A 17,159-nucleotide genomic window follows, 5' to 3' on the forward strand; every position below is an offset into this window, starting at 1 on the left:
GGGGCTATGGCGCAGTTGGTAGCGCGCCTCCATGGCATGGAGGAGGTCTGGGGTTCGAATCCCCATAGCTCCACTCGGGCCGAGGGCCGGTGTGGTCGGAAGCAATTGCTTCCTCCCCGTCGGCCCTCGTTATTTCTTTCGGGGGGGCGACCCCCCGAGCCCCCCGGGTGGGGGGCTTTGCCCCCCACGCCCCCCAGCCGGTGGTCGCTGTTGGTTTCTTGGTGGGGGCTTCGCCCCCTACACCCCCCTGCGGGTGGCTTCGCCCCCCACGGGCCCTCTGTCCATGGCCCCTCTGCGGTGCCCTCTCTGCGGGTGGTCGTTCGGCGACCGCTGGTGTCGGCCGTCGGGCATGGTGTTTCGCGTGATGACTGGTGATCGGGGCGTATAGGGCGCGGCGGACGCCAGTGATCACCAGCCGTGGAGGGTGAGGGGCGTGCCGGTGAGGTAGGCGTTGATGCCGGCGGCCGGGTAGGCGATGGTGTTGGTCGGCAGTACGGCCGGGTCGCACCACAGGAGCCTGCCGCATTTGTGGGGTTCGGCGTTGTACGGCTCGCCCTCCCACCGGACGGTGGTGAAGAACATGCCGACCCGGGCTAGGTCGGGGCGTTGGCGGTGGTGGACGACGGTGGCCAGCCGGAGGTCCGCCGGGTCGATCCGGACGCCGATCTCTTCGCGGGCTTCGCGGACAGCGCCTTCGGTGACGGGCTCGCCTTCGTCGAGGTGGCCGCTGGGCAGGTGGAGCATGCCGTCGCAGTAGCCGGTGCCCTGGCGTTCCAGGAGGAGGATCTCTTCGCCGCGTTCGAGGATGACGTGGACGTCGATGATCGACCGGTATCGCTCTGGCATGCGTCCTCCCGAGGAGTTGGGTCGCGATCATTCTCGGGGCGTTGACAGGTCGGGGTCTCCACAGATCCGCGTGCGTCGCGTATTGTTCGAATGAATCGAATGGAAACTTTCCTAAAAGATCGATGAGCTTCCCACCCGGTCCCCGCCGGGACGACGGCCGAGAGCCGTACGTCAACCCCCGAAGGAGAAGCGACATGCGATGGAAGACGACCATGCCCGGCCGCAGGCGCGGGCTCGTCGCCGCGATCGCCGCGGTGGCGGCGGCGCTCGAAACGGCCACGGCCGTCGCCGGAGTCGGCACCGCGGCCACGACCCCGGCGGCGCTCGGCGGCAACTGGTACGGCGCCGCGCCGTACGTGATGCCGTTCGACAACGACCCGCCGGACCTGGGCCCGGTGATGAGTGCGACAGGGCAGAAGACCTTCCAGCTCGCCTTCATCCTCGCGCCGAGCGGCGGAGGCTGCCGGCCGACCTGGGACGGCACCCAGGACGTCTCCTCCGACACCCAGGCCGCGTCGGTCATCGCCGGTATCCGCGCGGCCGGCGGCGACGTGACGGTGTCGGCCGGCGGTTACAACGGCACCAAGCTCGGCCAGGCCTGCGGCGATCCGTCGTCGACCGCCGCCGCGTACCAGCAGGTGATCGGCAAGTACGCGCTCAAGGCGATCGACCTCGACCTTGAGGAACCGGAGTACGAGAACTCGGCGGCGATCCACAACGAGATCGGCGCGGCGAAGATCCTGCAGCAGAACAATCCTGGCCTCTACGTCTCGATCACGACGGCCGGCACGACCGGCGGCGAGGGCACGGGCTGGTTCGGCAAGCAGCTCCTGGCCGAGGCGAAGAGCCAGGGGTTCACCCCCGCCAATTACGCGATCATGCCGTTCGACGGAGGCTTCGGCGGGTCCGCGGCGCAGATCAGCGCGCTGGAGGGCTTCCACACCACGCTGATGAGCACCTTCGGCTGGGACGCCACCACCGCGTACGCGCACGAGGGCGTGTCGATGATGAACGGCCGGTCCGACAGCGGCGAGATCTTCACCCAGTCCGACTTCCAGGCCGTGCTCGACTACGTCACCTCGCACAAGCTGTCGCGGTACACCTTCTGGTCGGTCAACAGGGACCGGCAGTGCAGCCCGCCGGACAACAACGGGCGTACCTCGGGAACCTGCTCCAGCGTGGCGCAGTCGGCCTGGGACTTCACTCGCTACACGGCGAAGTTCGGCGCCTCGCCGACGGTGCCCATCCCGACGCCGACCCCGCCGGCACCCGGCTCCTGCTCGGCGCCGGCCTGGAGCGCGTCGGCGGTCTACACGGGCGGGAACCTGGTCACGTACGCGTCGCATACGTGGCAGGCCCGGTGGTGGACCCAGGGGGAGACTCCCGGAAAGGCCGACGTGTGGGCCGACCAGGGTCCGTGCGGCTGACCCCGCCCGAGGCCGCGCGGCCGATCGGCTGAGGGCCGCGCGGCCGATCGGAGGCCGGGCAGGGCGGCGTGCCCCTACTACGGGGCACCCGCGTCGGGACGACGTCGCGCCGTGGGGCGTCGTCCCGACGCGAGCGGACTCTGATTCGCGGCGGGGGGAGTCGGCGGCCGCCAGTGATCACCAGCCGTGAGGCCGCCTGGCATAACGTAAGAAACGGAATCGTCATGGTGACAAGATGACGGTTCCATTCGCTTTCGTGGCGGCCAGAGGATTGGCGACAGCGTCGGCGGTGGCCGGGGGCGCCGCTCAGTGCCTTTTCCTAAGGTGGTCGCCAGTGAGTGAAACGTCTCCGGAACCGGAAGACCGGACGACCCTTCAGCGCAACGCGGTCGGCCTTCTCGGCGCGGTCATCATGTCCGCCGCCCTGATGGGGCCCGCGGTGTCCGTCTACTTCAATCCCCAGCTCGTCGCGGGCTTCGCCGGCGCCGCCACCCCGCTGGTCATGGTGATCTCCATGATCGGCGTACTGATCACGGCGAGCGGCATCATGCAGATGGCCCGCGAGCTGCCGAGCGCGGGCGCCTTCTACACCTACGTCTCCCGAGGGATCGGCGCGCGCAGCGGTTTCGTCACCGGCGGGCTGATGTTCGTGGCGTACGCCCTGCTGGTGCCGGCGGAGTTGGCGCTGATCGGCGTCTTCACCCATGACCTGCTGGCGTCGTACGGCATCCACGTGCACTGGGCGCTGGTCTCCCTCGCCTTCACGGTGCTGATGCTGGTGCTCTCGCTGCGCGGCATCCGCGGCTCGCTGCGAACGGCGCTGACCCTCTTCAGCGCCGAGGTCTTGGTGATCACGGTGTTGAGCGTCATCGTCCTGGTGAAGGGGGGCGCGCACGGGCTGTCGCTCGCGCCGCTGAACCCGGCGTCGTCGCCGAGGGGCCCGTCCGGCCTGGCGCTCGGCATGGTCTACGGCGTGCTGTCGTTCGTGGGCTTCGAGGCGGCCACCACCCTGGGCGAGGAGGTCCGCGAACCCAGGCGCAACGTTCCGTGGGGCATCGCGCTGTCGACGCTGTTCGTCGGGGTGATCTACCTCTTCTGCACCTACAGCGAGATGATCGGCTTCGGTACCGGGAGCGCGGGCAGGCTCGCGGCCGACCAGGCGCCGTTCAACACCCTTGCCGCCACGTACGCGCCGTGGATGAAGCTCCTCGTCGGGCTGGCCGGGATCTCGAGCATCTTCGCCGTGATCATGAATTCGAACAACGGCATCGTCCGGATCATCTTCGCGATGGGCCGGGAGGGCATGTTGCCCCGGCAGCTCGCCCACGTCGACCCCAAGCACCGCTCGCCGAGCAGGGCGATCTGGACGGTGGCGGTGTTCGCGACGTTCGTCACGTTCGTCGTTGGTTTCGCGACCGGCCCGTTCAACGCCTACGCCTACCTGGGCGCGCTGCTCACGCTGGCCATCGTGCCGGTGTACATGCTGACCAACATCGCGTGCGTGCGGTTCTTCCTGCGGGAACGGCGGAAGACCTTCAGCGTGGTACGGCACGTGGTGCTGCCGGTGCTCGGCATCCTGCTCATGCTCATCCCGATCTACGGCTCGGTCTGGCCGATCCCCAAGGCGCCGTACAACCTCTTCCCGTATGTCATCGTGGCCTTCATCGTGGCCACGGCGCTGGTCGCGGTGTGGCTGGGCCGCGCCCGGCCGGAGCGTCTCACCCGGGCCGGGGCCGTTCTGGCGACCGGTGACACGGACGCGCCGGAGGCCGTCGCATCGTGAACACGGCGGCATCCATCACCCTGACGACGGCGCTGCGGATCTGCGAGGCGGCAGTGGTGGAGGCGGAGAGGGCCGGAGCGCTGGTCTCGGTGGCCGTGGTGGACGCGGGCGGCCATCTGGTGGCGTTCATGAGGATGGACGGCGCCGAGATCGCCGGCCCGGTGCTCGCGCCCGACAAGGCCTACACGGCGGTCGCCAACCGGATCGCGACGCACGAACTCGCCGAGCAGGCCGCCCCCGGAGGACCGCTGTTCGGCCTGCACGCCCACGCGTCCGGGCGGTTCGTGATCTTCGGTGGCGGAGTTCCTCTCTGGCTGGGCGACCACGTCATCGGTGGGGTCGGGGTCAGCGGCGGCACGGTGACCGAAGACGTGGCCTGTGCGCACGCCGGCGAGCAGGCATGGCGTCAGGCGATCATCGCTGGGCAACCACACCCTTGAAGAGCGAACCGGTCATGAAAGGTGCGGGTCCGGGGTTCCGGCGGTGAGGAGGAGGCGTTCGGACAGGTCCCAGAGGCGGTCGGCGTTCGCGGCGTCCAGGGCGTACGGCAGGTAGGTCCCGTTGGGCGGGTCGTCGTCGGCCGTCCAGGGTTCGGCGACGGCGCAGTCGTCCAGGAGCCTCCCGGCGACGCCGTCCAGCTCGGGTGCGACGGCGGCCCAGACGGTGGTGGCCGCGCCTTGTTCGGGTGTCTTCCATCCGGGCGGCATCGCGGTGTCCCACCCCCGGGCGGTCAGTTCCCGCTGCGACATGTGGCGTTGCAGACCGGTCCTGATGGCGCCGGGCATCACGGCGTTGGCGGTGATGCCGGACTCGCCGTAGCGATGGGTCAGGGCCACGCCGAAGAGCGCGTTCGCGGTCTTGGACTGGCCATAGCTCTGCCAGGGGTCGTACGGCCGGTGGTCGTAGTTGGGATCGTCGAAGTGGACGTCGCTGCGCCGGTGGGCCCGGGAGGACACCACCACCACCCGGGCGGTCCCGGCCGCGCGCAGCGACGGCAACAGCCCGATGGTGAAGGCGAAATGACCGAGGTGGTTGACGCCGAACTGCAGCTCGAAACCCTCGGCCGTGCGCAGCAGCGGGGTGGCCATCACGCCGGCGTTGAGAACCAGGACGTGGCACGGCTTACCGGTGGCCGAGTGCCTGCGCGCCCACGTGGTCACCGACGTCAGCGAGGCCAGGTCCAGGCGGCGATGGACGATCCGCTCGTTGCCGGTCTGCTCGCGCAGTGCCCTGACCGCGAGCACGCCCCTGGCCTCGTCACGTACCGCGATCACCACACGGGCACCGGCGGACGCCAGCGCACGGGCGGTCTCGTACCCGAGGCCGGACGCGCCGCCGGTGACGATGGTCTCCTTGCCGGTCAGGTCGTGACCCGCGATCACCTCGAGCGCGGTGGAGTCACCGCTGAACGGAACGGCGCTCATCGGGTCAGCCAGGGCCGGAACAGCCTGGTGAGTGCGGGCATCACCAGGAAGATCAGCAGTGCGACCGCGATCGGCACCATGATCAGGAAGTGCGCCCACACCGGCAGGCCGGCGGCCAGGCCGGCGAGCGCGTAACCGAGGGCGGTGATGATCGGGTAGATCGCGAAACAGGTCAGCGTCCACATCTTCCAGCGCCTGGGCGGCGTCATGGGGCGGACGGGAGCCGCCGGATCGGCGGGAGTGGTCATGGTCTCTCTCCATCGGTGTCGGCCATCGCTCGATGACGCGTCCAGAGTCGCGGGCGGCCGCGTTCCGGAGAAGATCTCGCCAGGGCGAGGCACCGTAGTCCTGGTAGTGACAGGGTCAGCCACGACACTGCCGGTACACGTGTCCGCCGTGACAGACTCTGCGGCGTGACGAGCTCCCCGACAGGATCGGCCTTGGGCGAGTTCCTGCGGGCTCGTCGCGCGCGGGTGGAGCCGACCGACCTCGGACTGCCCGCCGGCACCGGGCGCCGGCGCAATCCGGGGCTGCGCCGGGAGGAACTCGCGGCGCTGGCCGGGATCAGCGTCGACTACTACATCCGCCTCGAGCAGGGCAAGGAGACCAACCCGAGCGCCCCCGTGCTGCGGCAACTGGCTCGCGCGCTGCGGTTGGACGACGAGGAGACCGGTCACCTGTTCGCGCTGGCCGACCGCGCGGCCGGACGGGGTCCGAGGGTACGGACCGGCCAGGGCGTGCGCCCTGGCATCCGGCAGCTCCTGGAGACGTTGCGGCCCTGCCCGGCCTACGTCCGCAACCGGACCAACGACATCCTGGTCGCCAACCCGGAAGGGCTGGCGCTGCTGGCCGGCATTGACGACTGGCCGCCGGAACGGCGTAACACCACCCGCTATACCTTCCTGCACCCGGCGGCCCGTTCGCTGTTCGACGGCTGGCCCGCGGTCGCGGCGGCCACCGCCGCGCAACTGCGCACCGCGGTGGCGGCCGACCCGGAGGATCCCGCGCTGCCGGCGCTGGTCGAGGAGCTGACCGAGGCAAGCGCCGACTTCGCCGACCTGTGGCGGCGCCACGACGTCCGGTACCGGCACACCGATCACAAGGTCTTCCACCATCCCGCCGTCGGGGACATCACCTTCAGCTACGAGAGCCTCGGAATCGGCCCGGACGGCCAGCGGCTGGCCGTCTACCAGACCACTCCCGGCACGCCCGACCACGAGAACATGCGACTGCTCGCCCTCATCGCGGAGCAGGGATGAATCCTGTCCTCGCGGGGCTCGGACCGGCGCTCCGCTGTCGTTACAGTGCGGCGCGTGGGATTCATGCGCGAGTACCGCGACGGCCGCCGGGCGATCCGGGAGTTCGCGGCGGCGCGCGGCTGGGCCTTCACGACCTCCCCGGAAGAACACGAGGCCATCCTCGAACGGCTGCACGGCGAGCCGTTCCACCCCGAGCCTCCGGAGCCGAGCCCGTACCTCGTGCTCGGCCGGCGACGGCACCGGCTCTCGCAGGTGATGCGCGGCGCCCACCACGGAGGAGCCGCCGTCGTGTTCCTGTACACGGCCGAGCAGGAGATCCTCGACGACGGCTTCGGCCGGCGCGGCCGGGAGCTCTCCACCTACTGGGTCGCCGCGCTGGTGGACCTGCCCGTTCGCGTCCCTCGGCTGCAGGTCGCTCCCCATACCACCGTGCGGCCGCCGCGACCTGGGATCGCGACGGCGGACCCGCGCGTCGACGAGCGCTTCCACGTCCATACCGACGACCCCACGTGGGCCTCCAGGGCCACACGCGAGCTCGCCCCGATCCTGCTCGATGGCCCGCACCGGGCGTGGCGGATCTCCGGCACGTCGATTCTGACCTGGGAACACGTCCTGACCCGGCCGCTGGGGATTCCGCTCGGCCGGGTCGATGAGGCCCTCGACGAGCTGACCCTCATCGCCGCCCGGCTCCTCCCGCCGGCCCCGGGCGACGGGCCGGGCGCCGGACCGCGCTGAATCGGCCGCCTCGGCAAGGAGGCTAGGACGGTGGCTCGTTGATCGCCATGAAGTCGGTCTGGCGGGCCGGTACGACCCTCGACATCCAGGCGGCGGCCTCCTCCGGTCCGAGGACACGGTCGACGATGAGAGTCGGTGTCATGTGTTCGTAGCTGCGGCCCGCGGACCAGGCGAACCGGCCGAGGGGCGGGTGAAGGACCAGGATCCGAGTGCCGCCGATCGATGCGATGTCCGCCGGCCGGCCCTCCGGGAGAACGTAGGCTCCATGCCCGTCGAACAGCCGGAACCGGCGGACGATGGGTGTGGTCGGAGGCACTTCAGGTGGCCCGTCGCCGGCGGCGGCGACCCAGGCGGGTTCCGGGGAATCGGTGGTGAGGTGATCCCGCAGCCGGTCGGCGAGCAGGGTGTGCAGCTGGAAGTTGTCGCCGATCCCGCCCATCGTGAGCCTGAATCCGGACTTCGACCGAGGGTTGAGTACGACCAACGGCTCATCGTCCAACACGACCGACAGCCCGAACACCCAATGCGCCGGTTCAAGACGATCGGCGATCGCTGCGGCGGCTTCTCGCACCCGGTCGCGGTCCCTCATGGCCACACGGAACTCGCGCCTGGCCATGACCGTGATCATTGCCTGGAGCCAATCCGCTGTGTCGAACCAGGACATGGCGACCCGTGGCGCGACGTCCTTGGGGATTCCGGCGCGCCGACAGACTCGAACCATCGTCTTCGTCGCCGACAGGTCGTCATGACCTGGAAGAGCCCGGCCACGCGCGGCGCGCGCCCAGATCTCGGGCACCAGCGCGTAACACTCCATCGCTTCGGCAGCTCGTGGGGGCAGTACATCGAGTAGCGGCAGCGCGGAGCCACCACGCTCGACACAAGCTCCCGCCAGCACGGCCAGCTTGGCGTACAAGCCACCGAGCCCGGGCAACCACGGAGCCAGATCCTCGATGACCGCGGTCAATTCATCCGGGCTGCAACGCTGGGTGTCCGACCAGATGCGGGCGAACCCTCGATGAAATCCCGCGCCGTCACCGCGCCGCATCACCGTGACCAACTCATCGATGAGTGGGCGCAGGGTGGATGACACGAGATCTCACGCTAGGCCTTTCGCTTCCCGCCCGCTGTGTTTCGTCGGATCTCGGATGTCGGCTCGGCATCCTGTCGGTGGCGGCGGGCACGGACGAAGGCTCGGCGACCGGAGCACGGACGGCGCGGACCACCGCCGCCCGGGCCGGCGGTGGTCGATCGCCGAGCCTCGCCGCCCCGCCCGGCCGCGGTGCCGTACGGACCGGCGCGTTCAGGTGAGGAAGGACGTCAGGTGAGGGGCGAGGGCGTCCCAGGAGACGTTGTGGTTCTGGCCTTCGAGGACCGTGTGCACGGGAGTGGGCAGGACGTTCGACAGGGCCCGCGCGGCGGTCTCGGCCCACGGGCCGCTCCGCGACCCGGTGAGGACCAGGGTGTGAGCCTTGACGTCCGCGAGGCCCGCCGGGAGCCCGCCCTCGCCCATCACGGCGGCGTCGTAGGCGAGCGTGGGGGCGAGCGCCTCCATCGCGGCCCACACGGGGGCCTGGCGCATCTCGTCGATCACCGCGGGCGTGATGCCGACGGAGCGCATGAACAGCGCCATGGCGTCGCCGCGGCGGCCGTCCGCCAGGCAGGCCGTCAGCTCGGTGACGTACGCGCGGGCGCGCCCGGGCGCGTCGGCGTCGAGCTGGAACGGAGGCTCCCACAGGACCAGCCGGGTGATCGGCAGTCCCGCCGCCGCCGCGCGCAGCGCCAGCACGGCGCCGGAGGAGTTGCCGAACACGGCCGCGGCGGCGCCGGCCGCCTCGATCACGGCGGCGAGGTCCTCGATCTCGCGGTCAACCGCGTACGGCGCGGTGTCGCCGCTGTCACCGCGTCCCCGCCGGTCGTAGTTGAGGACGGTGAGGTCGCCGGCGAGCAGGCCGGCGAGCTCCGCGTGGACCTCGCGGGCGCAGGACGCGCCGCTCACGAGGACGACCGGGGCGCCCGAGCCCAGCCGGTCGAAGGCGATCGGCGTGCCGTCGGCGGAACGGGTGATGTGCATGGTCTCCAGCCTTTCCAAGGGGTCCGTCTCACCCACCTACGAACAAGCCTCCGGCGAACGGACCGGTTTCACGGAGAGATCTCGGCGAGGCGCCGGGCGAGGTGGCGGCGTTCGGGCCCGGACGGGGCCAGGGCGAGGGCCTCCCGGTAGGCGGTGGCCGCCTCGGCCGCACGCCCCTGCCGGCGCAGCAGGTCGGCCCGCGCGGCCGGCAGCAGGTGATGGCTCCCCAGATCGGGGGAGAGCGCGTCGAGAAGGGACAGCCCCCGTGCCGGGTCGAGCATCCCCACGGCGACGGCGCGGTTGAGCCGTACCATCGCGGACGGCACCAGCCGCTGGAGGTGGCCGTAGAGGGCCGCGATCTCGATCCAGGACGTCTCCTCGAAGGACGGCGCGGTCGCGTGGCAGGCGGCGATCGCGGCCTGCAGCCGGTACGGTCCCGCGCCGCCCTGACGCAGCGCGCCGTCGAGCAGGGCCACCCCCTCGGCGATCCGCTCGTGCTGCCACCGGGAACGATCCTGCTCCTCGAGCGGAATCAGGTCCCGCCCGTCGAGCCGGGCCGGGCGCCGGGCGTCGTGCAGCGTCATCAGTGCCAGCAGGCCGGCCGCCTCCGGGTCGGTCGGCAGCAGCCGTACGAGCAGCCGGCCGAGCCGGATCGCCTCGTCCGACAGTCCCCGTCGGATCGGCTCCTCGCCGCCGGTCGCGGCGTACCCCTCGTTGAACAGCAGGTAGAGGACGCCGAGCACGGAGTTCAGCCGGTCCGGCCGCTCGTCCGCGGGCGGGACCCGGAAGGGGACCCCGGCCTTACGGATCCTGCTCTTCGCCCGCGTGAGCCGCTTGGACATGGTGTCCTCGGAGACCAGGAACGCCCGGGCGAGCTCGGCGGTCGTCAGCCCCGTGAGGGTCCGCAGCGTCAGCGCGACCCGGGACTCGAACGGCAGGACCGGGTGGCAGCAGGTGAAGATGAGCGCCAGCCGGTCGTCCCCGAACTCCCCGGCGGCCGACGGCGCGTCCGCGGTGTCGTGGCGGGCGGCGAGTTCGCGCAGCTTGGCGGCGCCGACGGCGGCCCGGCGGAGCCGGTCGATCGCCTGGTTCCGCGCGGTCGTCATGAGCCAGGCGCCGGGCCTGGGCGGGATCCCGTCCGCCGGCCAGCGCTGGAGCGCCCGCGTGAAGGCGTCCTGCGCGCAGTCCTCGGACAGATCCCAGTCGCCGGTGGTCCGGATCAGCGTCGCGACGATCTGCCCCCATTCCTCGCGGAACAGGGCCGCGATGGTCGCGTCGACGCTCACGCGCCCTCCTTCTTCGGAGGAGTGACCTGAGGCACCGTGCCGCCGATTCACGCGCTCCGCTCGCTCATGCCTGCAGGGCCCGCACCTCGACGGTGCCGTGCCGTGCCACGGGATGACTCCGCGCGGCCTCGACCGCCTCCTCCCGCGACGCGCACTCGATCAGGCTGAACCCGGCCACGACCTCCTTGGACTCGACGAACGGACCGTCGGTGAGCAGGACCTCCCCGTCGCGTACCCGGACCGTCGTGGCGTCGGTCGGCGGTTCCAGGCCGCCGGACGTGACGAGCCCGTCACCCCGGGCGGCGGCCCAGGCCTTGCACGCGGGCAGGAAGTCGGGATCGGCGAGCATCGCCTGGTAAGCCGCCTCGTCTCCGCATATCAGCAGCAAGTACTTCACTTCACCGACCTTAGGCCTGACCGCCCGCGAAGAGGGCCTTTCGCCGTCGCCTCGGCGGCACGCCGTAGATTTGCGAACCGCTGCGGGAGGTCGCCGGGCCGATGGTGGAATTCACCCGCGGTCTGACACGTTCGTACGGACATTGACGCGTTGAGGAGGGCTCTGTGGCCGATCCGAGTGAGCTTTACACGCTGGCCGAGGACATTCCGGAGTTGGGCCGGCCGGTGCTGGTGTACCACCTTGACGGTTTCATGGACGCCGGCCGTGCCGGACAGCTGGCCGCCCGGCACCTGCGGACGATGGACGCCCGGCCCGTCGCGACGTTCGACGTGGACTCGCTGATCGACTACCGCTCACGGCGGCCCCCGATGATCTTCGACACGGATCGTTGGATCGACTACGAGGCCCCCGAACTCGCCGTGTACGCGTGTGAGGACGCCGTCGGGGTGCCATTCCTGGTGATGACGGGGCCGGAGCCGGACCGGGCGTGGGAGCGGTTCGCCGCCGCGTTCATCTCGCTCAGTGAGCGGCTCGACGTCCAGCTGGCGGTCGGCCTGCACGGCATCCCCATGGCGGTGCCGCACACCCGGGAGACCGGCCTGACGCCGCACGGCAACCGTGCCGACCTGCTGGGGGAGCACCCGGCGTGGATCAACCGCGCCGAGGTCCCGGGGAGCGCCGCCGCGCTGATCGAGTACCGCATGGCGGAGGCGGGCCACGACGCCATCGGGTTCGCCGCGCACGTGCCGCACTATCTCGCCCAGTCCGCGTACCCGACGGCCGCGATCGCGCTCCTGAACGGCGTTTCGTCCGCCACCGGCCTGATGTTCCCCACCGCCGACCTCGATGAGGCGGCGGCAGAGGCGCGCGAGCAGATCGACAGTGAGGTCGCCGCCTCGGAGGACGTCGCGGAGGCGGTGCGGGGCCTCGAGGCGCAGTACGACGCGGTGCTGGAGGCGGGCCGGAACAGCCTGCCGCTGGCCGGTTCGCCCGCCCGGATGCCGGACGGCGAGGAGATCGCCGCGGAGTTCGAGCGGTTCCTCGCCGAACAGAACGACCAGTAGGCCCGGTGGGGAGCTCCGCGGCGGCCGTCCGACCTGGTGATGAGGGGCCGAAATGGGCTCCTACCTGGGAAGACGCCGAATCGCGGAGGGAGCGTGCATACCCCGCCGGATCCAGGGAAGCATCCGATCGCCCGGAGCCCCGAGTGTAAAAGGAAGCCCTGGATATGCACGTCACCGGCATTATCACCGCCATCATCATCGGTCTGGTCATCGGTGCGCTCGGCCGCCTGGTCGTCCCAGGCCGCCAGCACATCCCGATGTGGCTCACCATCGTCATCGGCGTCGTGGCGGCGCTGATCGGCACCGCGATCGCGGGCGGCATCGGCGTCGCGGACACGAAGGGCGTCGACTGGATCGAACTGGTCATCCAGGTTGGTCTGGCGGCCGTCGGCGTGGCCCTGGCCGCCGGGATGTACGGCCGACGAGGGGTGCGCTGACCGCGGATCTGAAGCAACGCGGGTCGGCCGACGTCACGTCGGCCGGCCCGCCTGCGTCATGCCGGGCTCAGGTCGGCGGGCCCGCAGGCTTCCATCCCGGCTCGGGCCGGGCCACAGGGCTTCATCCCGGGCTCAGGCCGCCACCCGCGCGTCATGCCCGGCTCAAGGTCGGCCGGCGCGGGCCAGGCCCGGCTCAGGTCGCCGGGCCGGCGATGCGGCCGCGGAGCAGGTCGACCAGTGTCGCGTGCACGTCGGTGAGCGGACGCGCCGGCTGCAGGGTGCGCCAGTCCAGGGCCACGGTCAGCACCATCCCGAACACCGCCGAGGCCGCCATGCCGACGTCCAGGTCCGCGCGGAGGTCCCCGTTCGCGACGGCGGCGCGCAGCACGTCGGCGATCACCCCGATGGCGCGTTCGCGGATGAGCCGGGCGGCGTTCTGCCAGTCGCCGCCGGCCCGCCAGGTCTCGGCCAGCAGGAGCCGGGCGAACGCCTCGTACTGCCCGATGAAGGCGAGCTCCGCGCCGACCACGGCGTCGAGCGCGTCGAGCGGAACGCGTCCCTCGGCCGCGGTGCGCAGCGCGGCCGCGAGCCGCTCCACGCCGTACTCCAGCAGCTCGCCGAACAGCGCCGCCTTGCTCGCGAAGTTGTAGTAGACGGTGCCCTTGGCGACCCCGGCGCGTTCGGCGATCTGGTCCACGGTCGTCGCGGAGTAGCCGTGCTCCGCGATCAACTCGACGGCGGCCTCGTACAGGCGTTGCCGCGTGCGTTCCCGTCGGGTGGGCATGGTCTCCCTACAGCTTGAGCACCGGGTGCAGGCGCTTCAGCGTCCACACGCGTTCGCGTCGCACGGTGAGCATGGTCAGTGCCAGGCCGCCGGCCAGGTAGGCCAGCAGCACCGCACAACATTCCCATACCGAGGTGAGCGGCCCGCCACTGATCAGATGCCGCAGCGCGGTGACCACCCAGCCCATCGGCAGGATGGGGTGCAGGACCTGGAAGAACGCCGGGCTGGTCTGGATCGGGTACGTCCCCGCCGACGAGGTCAGCTGCAGCATCAGGAGCACCAGCGCGATCACCCGTCCGACCGGCCCGAATTTGCCGTAGATCAGCTGTACCACGGCCATGAACGAGGCGGCGGTGAGCACGAGGAGAGCGATCAACCCCGCCCACCGCGCGGCCGTCAGCCCCAGGGCGAACTTCAGCACGAGCAGCAGGACGGCGACCTGCAGGACGCCGACCAGCACCGCCGGCAACCACCCCGCGAACGCCACCCGCCGGGCGGGCGCGGCCGCCGCGAGCGCCCGGGGATTCAGGGGACGCAGCACCATGTAGACGAACATCGCGCCGACCCACAGGGCGAGGGGGACGAAGAACGGGGTGAAACCGGTGCCGTAGTCCGGGGCCGGGTTCGACTTGGCCGTCGCCAGCCGTACGGGGTCGCTCATCACTCCGGAACGCTGGTTCCGCTGGTCCTTGGTGTAGTCGGGGACCTGCCCGGTGCCCTCATGCAGGCCCTTGGCGAGCCGGTGCGCGCCCGTGGACGCCTGGCTCAGCCCGGACTCCAGTTGCCGGGCGCCCGTGTAGAGCCGGCCGAGCCCCGCGTCGAGCCGGCCCGCGCCGGACTGCAGCCGGGCGAGCCCCTGCGACAGCTCGACCTCGCCGCTGTAGGCGGTGCCGATGCCCCGGTGCAGGGTGACCAGGCCGGCGGCGACCTGGTGGGCGCCGCTGTTGAGACGGTGGACGTCGCGCCGGGCCTGCTGCACCTTCCCGGCCAGGTGCGGCGCGTCCGCGGCGAGCCGCCGGGCGTCGGCGGCGAGCCGCCGGGCCTGGGCGGCGACCCGCCGCAGCTCGCCGGTGTGCGCCCGTACCTGGGTGTTGACCTGCCGAGCGGTGGTCAGCACCGTCGTGGCCGCCGAGCAGGCGGATGCCGCCTCCGGATGGGTCGCGGCCAGCGCGCAGATCGTCTTGCGGGCCGCCGCGGCCTGGCGCACGGCCTGGGCGGTCTGGTTCGGGAGGGCGTCGAGGGCGGTCGCGGCGGCGTCGGCGCCACGGGCGACGAGCAGGGCGGCGTTCTCGATGTCCTGGGGATGCCCGTTCAGGACGGGCAGGAGCTTGTCCGTGACCTGGTCGAACATGGTCGTGAGCCGCTGGGTTCCGGCGGCCACCTGGGCGCTGCCCGACTGCAGTTTCGCGGCGCCGGCGTTCAGCTCGGCCAGGCCGGCGACCAGCCGGTCGGCGCCGCGCTTGGCGGTCGCGAGCCCACTGACGAGTTCACCGGTGCCGTTCTTCGCCGTGCCGATGCCCTTCCTGAGCTGGGCGGCGCCGCTCTCGGCCTGGTCGATGCCCCGGGCCAGCCTGTCCGCGCCGTCCGCGGCCTGCTGGAGCTTGTCGTGCAGTTGCCCGAACGAGACGAAGATCTGGTCGAAGTAGTCGTGTACGGCACCGGCCGCGGCGGCGGTCTTGATCTCGTTGAACGCCGCGTTGGCGATGACGCTCGCGATGTAGCTGTTGGCGTCGTTCAGGTGGACCTGGAGGGCGCCCGGCCGCGGCGCGTTCTCCTGGTCCTGCGGCGACGCGAGGCTCGCGCTGAAGTCGGCGGGGATCGTCAGTGACATGTAGTACCGGCCGTTCGCCACGCCGTCGGCGGCCGTACGGTCGTCGACCTGATGCCAGTCGAAGACCTGGCGCCGCTTCAGCTCGTCGGCCAGGTCCTGCCCGGCGTGCACCGTCCCACCGCCGGCGGTGGCCGGCCGGTCGTCGACCACGAGGGCCACCGGCAGCCGGGAGATCTTGCCGTACGGATCCCAGAACGACCACAGGTACAGCCCGGCGTACAAGAGGGGCAGCATCACCAGCGCGACGATCGCGAGGCGGGTGAGCCGGGCCCGGGCGAACCGGCGGAGCTCGAGCCCGGACAGTGACAGAGCGGGGAGCCTCACAGCGCGACCTCCACGTCGGCGAGGTCGGCCGCGGACGCGCCGTCGACGCAGCTCGCGATGATCGTCACCTCGGCCTGCCGCGTGAGGGCGCGCAGGCAGGCCCACATCTCCCGCTGGTGGTCACCGCGCATGCCATGGTCGACGTCGTCGAGGACGAGGAGCCGGGGCCGGTCCAGCAGGGCGAGGGCGGCGCCGAGCAGGTGCCGGTCGCGGGGACCGAGGTCGCCGGTCGGCGTGTCGGGATCCACGTCCAGGCCGACCGGGGCGAGCGCGGCGGCGACCTCGTCGGACCGCTTCGCCCGGCGGCGGGGGAGGAGCCCGGCGCGCAGGTGCCGGCGCTCGAAGACGTGCTCCGCGACGGTCAGCGCGTCGTCGAGCTCGTTGACGCCTTCCGTCTCCCCGATCGCGGCCACGCGTTGGATCGCCGCCGGGCCCGACCGCCCGGCGACCGTCACCTCTCCGGACGTCGGCCGCATCCGGCCGGCCAGCGTGAGCAGCAGTGACGTCCGCCCGCTCCCGGCCTCTCCGGACACCACGGCCAGGCCGCGCTCGGGCAGTGTGAGGTCGACGTCGCGGTACGCCCAGCCGCGGGCGCCGCGCAGCGCCAGCCCACGGGCCGCGACGAGGGGAGCGGGCGACCGGCGTCCGTCGGGCGCCGTGGGTTCGCCGGGCGCTGCGGGTTCACCGGGCGGCGCGGGTTCACCGGGCGGCGGTCCGGGCACGTCGGACGGCTCTGCCCTCGGCGTCGATACGTCGGAGGGCTCTGACGCCGGCGGCCCGGTCAGGCCGTGCGGGTCGTCCACCGGCTGCGGCGTCGCGGTGCCTTCGGGTTGAGGGTTCGCTGTCACGGTCGTCTCGCCTGCTTTTGAACTGACTGGTCAGTTCAAAAGTATCGTGATGAGGTGAACCATTGACCGTGATCCGTGGTGACATGACTCACCTGGGGCATTCGTGCCGCTGACCTGCCCGATCGCGGACACCACAAACCGGCGCGGGGGTCAGGGGTTCCGTCGCACCGAGGTCGTGTCGCTCGTCAGCGGCGATCCGTTCGCTGCCGCGGGCCGGAGGTCGGGTACGCGGGCGCCGTCGCCGTCGACCAGGACCGAGTGCGTCTCGCCCGCCTCGAAGGCGTGGCGTTCGCCCCACTGCCGCAGCGTGACGATCACGGGGAAGAGGTCTTTGCCCGCCTCGGTGAGCGCGTACAGCCTGCGTCTGCCCGAAGGGGCGTCGACCTGGGCGAGCAGTCCGTGGGCGGTGAGCTTGCGGAGCCGGTCGGTGAGGATGTTGCGGGCGATGCCGGTGCGCTGCTGGAAGTCGGTGAACGAGCGGGCGCCGTCCATCGCGTCGCGGATGATGAGCAGGCTCCATCGGTCGCCGACCAGATCGACCGTGCGGGCGACCGGGCAGTTCGGGTCCGTCCACGCGGGGCTCTGTCCGTCGGTGTCGTCGCGTGCCATCACCCCTCCAATGAGTTGCGTAATGAAACCATTC

Annotated in this window: 18 protein-coding genes and 1 tRNA gene; 8 read left to right on the forward strand and 11 right to left on the reverse strand. The window is 71.5% G+C overall.

Features of this window, described 5'->3' with window-relative positions; genetic code table 11:
• Positions 1 to 73 (forward strand) — tRNA-Ala (locus AB0L00_RS11570).
• Between the two features lie 335 nt (positions 74 to 408).
• On the opposite strand, the gene AB0L00_RS11575 is transcribed toward AB0L00_RS11570, so the two are convergent.
• A complete protein-coding gene (locus AB0L00_RS11575; protein WP_364431758.1) occupies positions 409 to 846 on the reverse strand; it encodes an NUDIX domain-containing protein in 438 nt (145 codons plus the stop codon).
• 194 nt (positions 847 to 1,040) lie between these two features.
• On the opposite strand from AB0L00_RS11575, the gene AB0L00_RS11580 reads away from it, so the two are divergent.
• The 3 genes from AB0L00_RS11580 (at position 1,041) to AB0L00_RS11590 (ending at position 4,496) form a co-directional block, all read left to right on the forward strand.
• The gene (locus AB0L00_RS11580) at positions 1,041 to 2,273 is read left to right on the forward strand and encodes a carbohydrate-binding protein (protein ID WP_364431760.1); all 1,233 of its coding nucleotides are present in this window, start codon (positions 1,041 to 1,043) and stop codon (positions 2,271 to 2,273) included.
• A gap of 334 nt (positions 2,274 to 2,607) precedes the next feature.
• Positions 2,608 to 4,056 carry an APC family permease gene (locus AB0L00_RS11585; RefSeq protein WP_364431762.1) on the forward strand — a complete coding sequence of 483 codons (1,449 nt, stop codon included), beginning with the start codon at positions 2,608 to 2,610 and terminating at the stop codon, positions 4,054 to 4,056.
• Positions 4,053 to 4,496: a heme-binding protein gene (locus AB0L00_RS11590; protein WP_364431764.1), complete on the forward strand. Its 444-nt coding sequence runs from the start codon at positions 4,053 to 4,055 to the stop codon at positions 4,494 to 4,496. The genes AB0L00_RS11585 and AB0L00_RS11590 overlap by 4 nt, the downstream gene beginning before the upstream one ends.
• A gap of 12 nt (positions 4,497 to 4,508) precedes the next feature.
• Here the strand turns inward: AB0L00_RS11590 and AB0L00_RS11595 are convergent, their stop codons facing one another.
• Positions 4,509 to 5,480 (reverse strand): SDR family NAD(P)-dependent oxidoreductase, encoded by a 972-nt coding sequence (locus AB0L00_RS11595; protein WP_364431767.1) that lies wholly within the window; start codon positions 5,478 to 5,480, stop codon positions 4,509 to 4,511.
• Positions 5,477 to 5,728 (reverse strand): hypothetical protein, encoded by a 252-nt coding sequence (locus tag AB0L00_RS11600; RefSeq protein WP_364431770.1) that lies wholly within the window; start codon positions 5,726 to 5,728, stop codon positions 5,477 to 5,479. Before AB0L00_RS11600 ends, AB0L00_RS11595 begins: the two co-directional genes overlap by 4 nt.
• A 192-nt stretch (positions 5,729 to 5,920) precedes the next feature.
• Between AB0L00_RS11600 and AB0L00_RS11605 the strand changes: the two genes are divergently transcribed.
• Together AB0L00_RS11605 and AB0L00_RS11610 are read left to right on the forward strand one after the other, a co-directional pair.
• On the forward strand, positions 5,921 to 6,739 hold the full coding sequence (locus AB0L00_RS11605; protein ID WP_364431773.1) for a helix-turn-helix domain-containing protein: 819 nt from the start codon (positions 5,921 to 5,923) through the stop codon (positions 6,737 to 6,739).
• A 54-nt stretch (positions 6,740 to 6,793) separates the two neighbouring features.
• Entirely contained in the window at positions 6,794 to 7,474 is a 681-nt protein-coding gene (locus AB0L00_RS11610) for a hypothetical protein (protein WP_364431776.1), read from the forward strand.
• A gap of 22 nt (positions 7,475 to 7,496) precedes the next feature.
• On the opposite strand, the gene AB0L00_RS11615 is transcribed toward AB0L00_RS11610, so the two are convergent.
• The 4 genes from AB0L00_RS11615 to AB0L00_RS11630 all read right to left on the reverse strand — a co-directional run bounded on the left by AB0L00_RS11615 (position 7,497) and on the right by AB0L00_RS11630 (position 11,228).
• Positions 7,497 to 8,564, reverse strand: coding sequence for a hypothetical protein (locus tag AB0L00_RS11615; RefSeq protein ID WP_364431778.1), 1,068 nt, complete (start codon positions 8,562 to 8,564; stop codon positions 7,497 to 7,499).
• Positions 8,565 to 8,774: 210 nt separating this feature from the next.
• Positions 8,775 to 9,545 carry an alpha/beta fold hydrolase gene (locus tag AB0L00_RS11620; protein ID WP_364431781.1) on the reverse strand — a complete coding sequence of 257 codons (771 nt, stop codon included), beginning with the start codon at positions 9,543 to 9,545 and terminating at the stop codon, positions 8,775 to 8,777.
• 68 nt (positions 9,546 to 9,613) lie between these two features.
• Positions 9,614 to 10,831 carry a sigma-70 family RNA polymerase sigma factor gene (locus AB0L00_RS11625; RefSeq protein ID WP_364431784.1) on the reverse strand — a complete coding sequence of 406 codons (1,218 nt, stop codon included), beginning with the start codon at positions 10,829 to 10,831 and terminating at the stop codon, positions 9,614 to 9,616.
• 64 nt (positions 10,832 to 10,895) lie between these two features.
• A complete protein-coding gene (locus AB0L00_RS11630; RefSeq protein WP_364431786.1) occupies positions 10,896 to 11,228 on the reverse strand; it encodes a YciI family protein in 333 nt (110 codons plus the stop codon).
• Positions 11,229 to 11,392: 164 nt separating this feature from the next.
• Between AB0L00_RS11630 and AB0L00_RS11635 the strand changes: the two genes are divergently transcribed.
• Together AB0L00_RS11635 and AB0L00_RS11640 are read left to right on the forward strand one after the other, a co-directional pair.
• A complete protein-coding gene (locus tag AB0L00_RS11635; protein WP_364431789.1) occupies positions 11,393 to 12,292 on the forward strand; it encodes a PAC2 family protein in 900 nt (299 codons plus the stop codon).
• 164 nt (positions 12,293 to 12,456) lie between these two features.
• Entirely contained in the window at positions 12,457 to 12,729 is a 273-nt protein-coding gene (locus tag AB0L00_RS11640; RefSeq protein WP_364431791.1) for a GlsB/YeaQ/YmgE family stress response membrane protein, read from the forward strand.
• A 193-nt stretch (positions 12,730 to 12,922) separates the two neighbouring features.
• Here AB0L00_RS11640 and AB0L00_RS11645 read toward each other — a convergent pair whose 3' ends face one another.
• From AB0L00_RS11645 to AB0L00_RS11660, 4 genes are all read right to left on the reverse strand, one after another.
• A complete protein-coding gene (locus AB0L00_RS11645; RefSeq protein ID WP_364431793.1) occupies positions 12,923 to 13,513 on the reverse strand; it encodes a helix-turn-helix domain-containing protein in 591 nt (196 codons plus the stop codon).
• A 7-nt stretch (positions 13,514 to 13,520) separates the two neighbouring features.
• Positions 13,521 to 15,668: a YhgE/Pip domain-containing protein gene (locus AB0L00_RS11650; RefSeq protein WP_364431795.1), complete on the reverse strand. Its 2,148-nt coding sequence runs from the start codon at positions 15,666 to 15,668 to the stop codon at positions 13,521 to 13,523.
• A complete protein-coding gene (locus AB0L00_RS11655) occupies positions 15,665 to 16,516 on the reverse strand; it encodes an ATP-binding cassette domain-containing protein (RefSeq protein ID WP_364431797.1) in 852 nt (283 codons plus the stop codon). The genes AB0L00_RS11650 and AB0L00_RS11655 overlap by 4 nt, the downstream gene beginning before the upstream one ends.
• A gap of 150 nt (positions 16,517 to 16,666) precedes the next feature.
• Positions 16,667 to 17,125 carry a helix-turn-helix domain-containing protein gene (locus AB0L00_RS11660; protein ID WP_364431799.1) on the reverse strand — a complete coding sequence of 153 codons (459 nt, stop codon included), beginning with the start codon at positions 17,123 to 17,125 and terminating at the stop codon, positions 16,667 to 16,669.
• Between the last annotated feature and the right edge of the window lie 34 nt (positions 17,126 to 17,159).

This window comes from Actinoallomurus sp. NPDC052308 (assembly GCF_040679195.1).
GTDB lineage: Bacteria > Actinomycetota > Actinomycetes > Streptosporangiales > Streptosporangiaceae > Actinoallomurus > Actinoallomurus liliacearum.